Origin of the sequence: Petrotoga sp. SL27 (assembly GCF_002924605.1) — a bacterium.
Taxonomy (GTDB): domain Bacteria; phylum Thermotogota; class Thermotogae; order Petrotogales; family Petrotogaceae; genus Petrotoga; species Petrotoga sibirica.
The window spans coordinates 1-1,450 of sequence record NZ_JAIP01000010.1; the positions used below are offsets into that span (position 1 = coordinate 1).

Genomic DNA, 1,450 nt, shown 5'->3' on the forward strand with positions numbered 1-1,450 from the left:
AAGAAAGGATAGAAAGGATGGACCAAGGGATAGAAAACATGACTGCAAGTGCGCAAGAACAAAGTGCAAGTGCGCAAGAGATGAGCACAGCGATGGACAGGGTAGCGAAAGCGGCAACACAGATAATTGAACAACTAGAAAGGTCAAGAAGTGTAATAGACGAACAAGTAAAACAAGGGGTAGGGATAAACGAAGAAGCAAAAGAGTTGAGTGAATTAGCCACAGAGTTGAAAGGATTAGTTGGAAGTTTTAAGATATAAAATTTTGCTGAATTGTGCAAAAAGCTTTTTGCTACTTTATGCAAAAGTGTTTTTATAATGCCTTAGAAACAATTTCCATATTCTCATTTGCGAAGCAAATGCCTTTGAGGAGTTTACCCCTCAATGTCCGGGTTTGCCCCTTAATGCACGGGCAAAGGGGCGCTGAAACAAGTTTTAGAGTTTCAAAAGACAGTACCAGAAAATATTAATAGGAGGATTTCAAATGAAAATACTAGTGATCAACTCAGGAAGTTCATCCTTAAAATATCAAGTATTAGAAATGGAAAACGAAGAGTGTCTGGTTAAAGGGTTGGTTGAAAGGATAGGAGAGCAAGAGTCAGATATTGAACAAGAAAGTGAAGGAAAAGAGTACAAAAATATAACCAAGATAAAAGACCATGAAGAAGCGTTAAAAAAAACTATGGAATTGATAACTGATCCCGAATACGGGTGTTTAAAAGGATTAGATGAGATAGATGCGGTTGGACACAGGGTTGTACATGGAGGAGAAAAGTTTTTCTCTTCTGTATTGATAGATGAAGAAGTTATTAAAGCTATAGAAGAAAACTCTGATCTTGCTCCTTTACATAATCCTCCCAATTTGATGGGCATAAGAGCTGCCAAAAAATTATTACCCAAAGTACCCCAAGTAGCGGTATTTGATACATCATTTCACCATTCGATGCCAGAGAAAGCGTACATGTATGGGCTACCTTACGAACTTTACCAAAAGTACAAGATAAGACGTTACGGATTTCATGGGACCAGTCACAGGTATGTATCTCAAAAAGCTTCTGAGATATTAAGAAAAGATATAAAAGAATTAAAGATGATAACGGCACATTTAGGTAACGGTGCATCTTTAGCTGCGATTGACAGAGGGAAAGTAGTTGACACATCGATGGGATTCACACCTTTGGAAGGATTGATAATGGGCACAAGAAGTGGAGATATAGATCCAGGGATCGTTCTTTTCCTTACAAGAAAAGGTTACAGCGTAGATGAAGTAGACGATTTATTGAACAAAAGAAGTGGTGTCTATGGTTTAAGTGAAATGAGCAACGACATGAGAGACATCAGAAAAGGAATAGAAAATGGGGATAAAAAGGCAAAGTTGGCATACGATGTGTATGTATATCGTTTAGCAAAATACATAGGAAGTTATATAACCATACTAAAAGGATTAGATG

The 1,450-nt window shown here is 37.4% G+C and carries 1 protein-coding gene and 1 pseudogene; both read left to right on the forward strand.

All coding sequences use genetic code 11. The annotated features are described in order from the left end of the window. Positions 1-260: pseudogene (locus tag AD60_RS03520) on the forward strand (methyl-accepting chemotaxis protein); the annotation flags it as partial. A gap of 223 nt (positions 261-483) precedes the next feature. Then, positions 484-1,450, forward strand: a 967-nt coding sequence (locus tag AD60_RS03525; protein ID WP_103927340.1) for an acetate kinase, incomplete at its 3' end; no start/stop codon positions are given.